Consider the following 8636-nt stretch of genomic DNA (forward strand, 5'->3'; position numbering starts at 1 on the left):
GACGCGAGGCGCCGGCTGGCGCCGGCGGAGCCTGGGCGAACTTCCGGCGGCGACCACCAGCCGCCCGGACGGCGTGCGGCCGTCGCGTCAGGCCACGTCGCTGCTCTGGACCGCCGTCCCGTTCAACGGGCCGTTCAAGGGGCCGTTCATGTTCGTCGTGCCTGACGGCTCCGTCACGGGCAGGTCCGTGCCGGCATGACGGAAGCGGGCCAGGTCAGCGCGGTTCTGGCAACCGGTCTTGGTCAGCAGATTCCGCAGATGGGACTCGACGGTGCGCGTGGATAACACCAACCGGTCCGCAACCGACTGATTGGATAATCCACGCGCGACCAGCTCCAGCACATCCATCTCCCGGGTGGTCACGCCGACCCTTGCCAGGGCATAGGGCACGGTGGCCGCGCCTCTGCCCCTCCGCGGGACCGGGGCACCGATGCGGCGCAACGACTGACGTGCCTGCTGGACCAGCCGAAGGTGTCCGCAGGAGCCAAAGTAGGCGATCGCCTCCTGCAGCCACTCTGCCGGAGCCCCCCAACCGGCGTCGGCGGCCGCCTCCGCCACCGCGAGCTGGCCCTGCTGCCTGCACCAGTCGAAACCGCGCAGCAGCCGGACCGCCTCCGCGGCCCACAGCTCGGCTTGCGCGCGGTCCCCCGCACGCCCCGTCACGACGGCCAGGCCGAACGCGCCGAGGCCACGGTCGGCCGTGGACAGCAGCGGGTCGGCCGGCGCGGCGGTCCCCTCGAGAGCATGGGCGAGCCGCCGCAGCCCCGACCAGCAGAAGGGCACGTGGGCCTCGGGGAACACGCCCGCCTCGGCCCGCGCGTCGAGCGCCCTGGCCAGGGCCACCATGTTGTTCGCGACCAGCGCCTCCATCGCATCCACGAGCGTGTGGTCGCCGTCCATGCCGCGCTCCGCGCCAGCGCACTCTGATTCGGCTATTCTCACCAGGCGCAGCAGTCCCTGCGCCTGCCCGAGTAAGTGGGGCAGGGACAGCCGCCGTGCTTCGAGTCCGGCCGATTCAGCCCATACCTTCGCCTCGTCGCCGTTGCCGGACAGCAGGAGGGCCTGCGCGAGCCTGATCTCCAGCCGTGTCGTCAACGCCCGCAGCCCCGTCCGGTCCGCCAGCTCCCGCACGGTTCGCAGCTCGTGGGTGTCGGCCGTGATGAGCATCCGCACGACGGCAGTGCCCGCCCTGGCATGGATGTCCCAGTAGGTCATCCGGTGTAGGACCGCAACCCTGGCCAGCCTGGTGTACGCCCGTCGCGTCGCGGCGATGTCGTGCCGTTCAGCGGCACAGCCCAGCACGTCCAGTGCCTCGCAGACCAGAGCGGGCAGCGCGAGATCCAGAGCGGCTCGCAGCGCGCGCAGGGCCAGCCGTCGCGCCGTCAGGTCATCGGCCAGCGTCAGCGCGGTGGCTGCCGCCCGGAGCAGGACCCGTACCTGGTCCACGCTGTCCACCAGCCCGCCGGGCCCGCAACGTCCCGGACCGGCGCTGGTGCCGTGCGCCTGCACGCTGGGGCGCAGAAAGGACAGCAGCGCCCGTTCGGCCCCGGCGTCGCCGATACGGGACACGATGTCGAGCTGCTCCGTCAGGACCTCGGTGTGCTCCGGCGAACCCGGAGCCAGGATCGCCGCGGCGCGCTGGAGTTTCCGCCGTGCCAGCGACAGATCGGTCTCCGCCTCGTGCCGCGCCTGGTCACGGAGAACCTCGGCCACCGCGCGGCCCAGCGAGCGCACCTGGTCGGGGGGCATCGTGCGCCGGATCACCTCGCCGACGAGCGCGTGCCGAAACCCGAAACCGTCCCGGTCCGCGAGCGGACACGCCTGCACGATATCCAGCTCAACAAGCCGGTTGATGGAGCGTTCGGTCATGCCGGCGGGAAGCCGGGTGATCTTCTCCACGGCTTCGGCTCCGAACGTGGGGCCCAACAAGCTCATCACCCGCAATACGTGGCGATCGTGATCGTCCAGTCCGGCCATCCGCAGCAGGAGCCGGCTGGCGAGCGGACGGGGAACCTGCGCGGTGAACAGGTCGCTGACGGTGGCCATCGCGGTGACGTCGCCACCGGTGGCGATGGCATCACCGCTGGTGGTGATGGCGGTGGCGAGGTCGTGGACACAGTCGAGCAGGTCAAGCAGGTGGAGTGGAACGCCGTCGCTCCAGCGGCGCAGGAAGTCGATGACCTGTGGGTCCGGGGCGGGGATGCGATGGCGGACCAGTTCCTCGACCTCAGCGGGAGCCAGCGGGGGGATGATCCCGTCGAGGTAGTTCAGGTTGCCGCAGATCTCCTCGACCATCGGCCATTCGAGCCGTGCTGGTGATTGCGCGGTGCCTACCAGTATTAACGGAACCTCATCGAGGTGGTCGGAAATATAGAACAGCACCTCCTGGGTACGGGGATCGGCGTGGTGCAGGTCCTCTACGACCACGAGCGCGGCCGGTTCCCCCGGCCTGCTCGTCCACCGCACAATAAGCTGCTCTGCCACCACCTCCGCGGGAGTACGCTGCTCGCATTCGACGGCGTCTGGTAATTTGCTGCCCACCCGCAGTAGGGATTCCCGCAGGGATCGCAGGGGAGATCCGCCGGGCACACAACGACCGCGGAAGGTAACCATCCCCTTCTGCTCGGCCCGGTGGGTGAAAATCCTGGCCAGATGGCTCTTGCCAATACCGCGTTCACCGCTGAGCAGGTATCCGCCCCCGCGTCCGGTCTTGGCCGCCCGCAGGACGAGGTCGTCGAAATAAGCCAGCAGCCTCTGTCTGCCCACTGACCACGGTGTCGAGGTGGCGGGCCAGGACGGTGTACTCCGGCCCGGCCCGCGTGCGGCCGTCGGGAGCCGGCCGGCCCCCTGTGCTGGGATGACCATTGGCGACCTCCTGCAGGGGTGCGTTCAGCCAGATCGGCCGCCACCGCGGTGTGCGCATCGGTGCGGTGACGGCCTGTTGTGTCGCACCGGCGCACCCACTCGCTTCACAGTGCTGGGAATCGCCGATGTGACGAACATCCACGGGTTGAGCCGATCGATGGAATCTGCGTTTGTACCGTCATCAGGAGTGACACATCAGGAGTGACACACCAGCCCTACCGACATCTGTGATGGATGAACCACGCAGCCAGATATCAACAGTGCCAGAATGCGGGCCGTCAGCTTATCGAACTGTGACGGTTGTGAAAGCCATCAGCCGGCAGAAGTCAGAAGTCAGAAGTCACCGGCGCGGCCGCGGAACTCCCTCAGGATGTCAACGAGCGACGTGATCTGGCCAGGGGACAGATCCGGGCTGGCGAAGACGCTCTCGTTGAGCCGGTCGGTCGCCGCCGCCGCGACGTCGCGCCCCGCCGCCGTGATCTCCGCCAGGGTCGCCCGCCGGTCTGTCGGATGCGGGATGCGCCGGACGAACCCCTGCGCCGCGAGCCGGTCGACCGCACTCGTCACGCTGGTCGGATGCACCTGTAGGCGGTTGCCGACCTTGCTCATGGGCAAGGACCCGGCCCGGCTGAACAGCAGCAACATCAGCAGTTCGTAACGAGCGAAGGTCAACTCAAACGGACGCAGCACCTCGTCCACCCGGGCCAGGATGATCTGCTGCGCACGCATCACGGACGTGACCGCGGCCATGCTGTCGGCGGTCTGCGCCCATCCGTGCGCTGTCCATTGCCGACGCGCCTCCTCGATGGGGTCGAACGGCAACGGTTTCGGAGAGGACACGGACACCTCAGGCGCGGTTGGTCCCTGCACGGGAATCAGACGTTACGACGATACCGGCCACCGACCTCGAAGAAGGCATCGCTGATCTGACCGAGCGAGCAACAGCGGACCGCGTCCATGAGCACGTCGAAGATATTCTGGCCGGTCGCGGCGGCCACGCGCAGCCGGCGCAACGCCGCCGGCGCCTCCTCGGCGTGGCGGGCGGAGAAGTCCGCGAGCCGGGCGAGCTGGGAGCGCTTCTCATCCTCGGTGGCGCGCGCGAGTTCTACCGGGCCGCGCGGATTGTCGCCGCGGCCGGTGCCGGCATCCGCGTCGGGGGCAGGGGCGAGAAAGGTGTTCACCCCGATGATGGGCAATGTGCCGTCATGCTTGCGCTGTTCATACAGCATGGACTCGTCCTGGATGCGGCCGCGCTGATAGCCGGTCTCCATCGCGCCGAGCACACCGCCGCGCTCGGAGATCCGCTCGAATTCGGCCAGTACCGCCTCCTCTACGAGGTCGGTGAGCTCGTCGACGATGTAGGAGCCCTGCAACGGGTTCTCGTTGCCCGCCAGCCCCCATTCGTTGTCGATAATCATCTGGATGGCCAGTGCCCGGCGGACGGAATGCTCGGTCGGAGTGGTCACCGCCTCGTCATAGGCGTTGGTGTGCAGGCTGTTGCAGTTGTCGTAGATGGCGCACAGGGCCTGCAACGTCGTCCGGATGTCGTTGAAGTCCATCTCCTGCGCGTGCAGGGAACGGCCGGATGTCTGCACGTGGTATTTGAGCAGCTGCGATCGTTGCGACGCTCCATAGCGCTCGCGCATCGCCACCGCCCAGATCCGCCGGGCGACCCGGCCGAGGACGGTGTACTCCGCGTCCAGCCCGTTGGAGAAAAAGAACGACAGGTTCGGCGCGAAGTCGTCGATGGCCATTCCGCGCGCGAGGTACGCCTCGACATACGTGAAACCGTTGGCGAGGGTGAAGGCGAGCTGGCTGATGGGGTTCGCGCCGGCCTCCGCGATATGGTAACCGGAAATCGACACTGAATAGAAGTTGCGGACGCCGTGGGCGATGAACCACTCCTGCATGTCGGCCATGGCACGCAGGGCGAACTCGGTGGAGAAGATGCAGGTGTTCTGGCCCTGGTCCTCCTTGAGGATGTCCGCCTGCACGGTGCCCCGCACGGTCGCCAGCGCCCGCGCCCGGATGCCCGCGGCCTCCTCGGCGCTGGGCTCACGGCCCTGTTCGGCCCGGAACGCCGCCAGGCGCTGGTCCACGGCCACGTTGAGGAACATCGCCAGTATCGCCGGTGCCGGGCCGTTGATCGTCATGGAGACGCTCGTCGTCGGTGCGCACAGGTCAAAGCCCGCGTAGAGCTCCGCCATGTCGTCCAGGGTCGCGATCGAGACCCCGGAGGTGCCGACCTTGCCGTAGATGTCGGGACGCGCCGCCGGGTCGCGGCCGTAGAGCGTGACCGAGTCGAACGCCGTGGACAACCGGGTGGCCTGCGACCCCCGGGACAGCAAGTGGAACCGGCGGTTCGTCCGGAACGGGTCACCCTCACCGGCGAACATCCGGGCCGGCGCCTCACCGGCCCGCTTGAACGGGAACACACCGGCGGTGAACGGGAATCGGCCGGGCAGGTTCTCCGCCCGCAGGAAGCGGACGAGCTCACCGTGGTCGTCCATCCGGGGCAGCGCCACCCGCGGTATGGACGTGCCCGACAGGGTGACCCGGCGCAACGGCGTGTGGATGTCCTTTCCGCGCACTGTGTAGACGAGTTCCTGACCGGAGTACTCCGCCACCGTGGCCGGCCAGTTCGCCAGCTCCGCACCGATGGCGGGGTCCAGCGCCTTCTCGGCGCCGTCGATGAGGGCGTCGAGCGCGCTGTGATCGTGGCCGGCGGCGGCGAGCTCGCGCCGGGCGGTGATCAGATGCTGGCGTCGGCGCGCCGCCTCGGCCTGCCGGGCGCTGTGCAGGTGGTAGGCGCGGACGGTCTCGGCCACCTCGGCCAGGTAGCGGACCCGGCCGCGCGGGACCACCGTCGCCAGCCCCGAGGAGGCCCTGACTGTCACCGTGGGCAGTGCCCCGGCGGCGAGCGGTAGCCCCCTGGCCGCGAGCAGCCCGGTCAGGTGCTGGTAGAGCGCGGTGACGCCGTCATCGTTGAACCTGGCCGCGCTGGTCCCGAAGACGGGCATGTCCGTCCAGGGGACACCGAACGCCTCCCGGTTGCGCACCAGCTGGCGGGCGACGTCCCGGCGGGCGTCCTCAGCGCCCGGCCGCTCGAACTTGTTGATCGCCACGACGTCCGCGAAGTCGAGCATGTCGATCTTCTCAAGCTGGGAGGCGGCACCGTACTCGGGTGTCATCACGTAAAGGGCGACGTCGACGAGGTCGACGATCCCGGCGTCCCCCTGGCCGATGCCCGGTGTCTCGACGACGACCAGGTCGTAGCCGGCGGACCGGCAGGCGGCGATCACATCGCCGATGTGTTCGGGCAGTTCGCCGCCGGCCCCCCGGGTCGCCAGGGAGCGGAAGAAGATATTGGCCCCGCCGTCGGCGTCACCGAGCACGTTCATCCGGATGCGGTCGCCGAGCAGCGCGCCGCCGCCGCGGCGACGGGTCGGGTCGACCGCGATAACGGCGATACGCAGTTTGTCCTGCTGGTCCACGCGGAAGCGGCGCAGCAGCTCGTCGGTGAGGGAGGACTTCCCGGACCCGCCCGTCCCGGTGATGCCGAGGACGGGAACCTCGGTGCGCGCCGCCGCCCGGAGCTCGGCCGCGAGTTCGGGCGAACGGCCGGCCTGGAGCACGGTGATCGCCCGAGCGAGCGCGGCCTGCTCACCGGCGAGGACCGCGGGCAGCGGCGGGGGCTGTTCGGCCAGATCGACGTCACAGCCGGCGACAATCATATTGATCATTCCGAGGAGGCCGAGGCGCTGCCCGTCCTCGGGCGAGAAGATCCGGGCGACACCGCGGGCATGCAACAGGGCGATCTCCGCGGGGACGATGACGCCCCCTCCCCCGCCGTACACCCGCACGTGGCCGGCGCCGCGCTCACGCAGCCGCTCCACCAGATAGGTGAAGTACTCGATATGTCCACCCTGGTAGGACGACAGCGCCACCCCGCTCGCGTCCTCCTGGACCGCGGCCGTGACGAGCTCGTCGACGCCGCGGTCATGGCCGAGGTGGATCACCTCGACACCCTGGGAGCACAGGAGCCTGCGCATGATGTTGATCGCCGCGTCATGCCCGTCGAACAGCGACGCGGCGGTGACGATGCGCACCGGGTGCTTGGGCACGCGCGGGGCTGACCGGTCGGCTGTGTTCATCCCTGTGACCCCCCGGGCCCCACGGCAGGCTCGCTCCGCCGTCGGTAGTTGGACAACGGATAGTAGGACGTCCACATAGTAGACGTGAAACCGTCTGACCGCACCCACCGAAATCCCGGATCAGTTATTGATCAATCGATCCCATCAGCCAGCACAATCGTCGACAAGCCCCCAGCGGACAGCGGTCACCACGTCGCACGGCTCACCGGTCAGCGCAAGCCATGCCGTCCGGGCGGGCCCGATCCGGCGGGTGATGCTCACGGTGCCGCCCGCGCCGGGCACCAGCCCCATACCGACTTCCGGGAGTCGGAAGACCGCGTCCCGGGCGGCGACCACATGATCGGCAAAAGCGGGCAGCTCGACGCCCGCGCCGACGCACGCCCCATGGACGTGGGCCGTGACCCGGCCGGGAAACCGGACGAGCTCAGCCGCCGCGCCGGCAGCGACCCGGATGACGTGCGCGGTCGCGGGGTCGGGCGCCGTACCGAACTGGCTGAGGTCACCGCCGCTGGAGAAGGCCGGCCCGGCCGCGTCGAGCAGGACCTCGGTGATGTCCCCATCGGACCGTGCCGCCCGCAGCGCGGCGACGAGCGCGTCGCGGGTCGCGGTGTCGTAGGCGTTGCGGACCTCGGGCCGGTTCAGCGTGAGGCGAAGCTGACCGCCGGCCCGGCGTACCCGCACCGGCTCGGCACTGTCGCGGTGGCGCATCGGGCCGCGGCCCGCGAGCCAGGCCGTGAACTCCGGGCCGGCAAGCAGGGTCGAGTACGCCAACGACTCGGCCACCAGCCCGTCCAGCGGAGCGAGCGTCGCGGTCAACCGCAGCAGACCGACGAGAGCGACCGCGGCGAGCGGGTGCGCACGCACCTGGCGGACGAGCCGCGCCAGCGCGTCCGCGAGGTCGTCCACGTCGACCGCGCCGGGTGTCCCCGCTCGCGCACCGGCCTTCGCGATCTCCCCCGTACCGGCCGTGAGCAGGATGTCCGGCGCTCCCACGGCGAGGCCGGTAGGCGGGCAGCCCCCGGCGACCACCCCTACGATGACGATCGGCGGGCGGGCCTGGGCGAGCCGATCCAGCGCCGCGGTCACCACGCCGGCCCGAGCCATTGCCGAACCTGTCGGCAGGTCCGTCGCCGTCAGCGGGGCCATCGCCGGGGCCATCGCCGGGGCCGGGGCCATCGTCAGGTCGACGGCCAGCAGTGGCACACCACCGAGGACGTCGACAAGATCAGCCGGGGACGCCGCATCCACAAGATCAGCTGCTACATCGATCGGCAGCACGCCGACCGGGAACCGGTCGACCGACGGTACCGGTGTGGCAGATGCTGCCTGGGCGACAGGTGGGATCGGCACGGGCAAACGGTAGCGGGTAGCCACCGAGGAACGAACTGAGACGACCTTGCTCCTGGCACCGGTCCAGGCCGACATCACCATGGGAGGCAGGGAGGTGGGATGGTGAGCCTGCCCCTGTCCGGGATGACCGTCCTCACCTCGGATGATCCACCCGCCGGCACGGCGGATGCGGGCGGAGCCCGGGTCGGCTCCCCCGCGCTGGCCGCAGCTGTCGAGCTGTTGCGCGGCCTCGGCGCTGCGGTCCCACGGTTGGGCACAACCGCGGCC

The 8636-nt window shown here is 69.8% G+C and carries 4 protein-coding genes; all 4 read right to left on the reverse strand.

What is annotated here, in order from left to right:
• Positions 1–87: 87 nt before the first annotated feature.
• Positions 88–2766: a LuxR C-terminal-related transcriptional regulator gene (locus tag MJ785_RS14860; RefSeq protein ID WP_239381391.1), complete on the reverse strand. Its 2679-nt coding sequence runs from the start codon at positions 2764–2766 to the stop codon at positions 88–90.
• Between the two features lie 432 nt (positions 2767–3198).
• On the reverse strand, positions 3199–3705 hold the full coding sequence (locus tag MJ785_RS14865) for a MarR family winged helix-turn-helix transcriptional regulator (protein WP_239308737.1): 507 nt from the start codon (positions 3703–3705) through the stop codon (positions 3199–3201).
• Positions 3706–3740: 35 nt separating this feature from the next.
• Positions 3741–7019: a fused isobutyryl-CoA mutase/GTPase IcmF gene (gene icmF, locus MJ785_RS14870; RefSeq protein WP_239374612.1), complete on the reverse strand. Its 3279-nt coding sequence runs from the start codon at positions 7017–7019 to the stop codon at positions 3741–3743.
• Positions 7020–7163: 144 nt separating this feature from the next.
• Entirely contained in the window at positions 7164–8369 is a 1206-nt protein-coding gene (locus MJ785_RS14875) for an enoyl-CoA hydratase/isomerase family protein (protein ID WP_239381393.1), read from the reverse strand.
• Positions 8370–8636 lie beyond the last annotated feature (267 nt).

This window comes from Protofrankia sp. CiT1 (assembly GCF_917627335.1).
Lineage (GTDB): Bacteria > Actinomycetota > Actinomycetes > Frankiales > Frankiaceae > Protofrankia.

Excerpts from the sequence above, each read along its gene's own strand:
- icmF (WP_239374612.1), bottom strand. The coding sequence starts at position 7,019 with ATGAACACAGCCGACCGGTCAGCCCCGCGCGTGCCCAAGCACCCGGTG.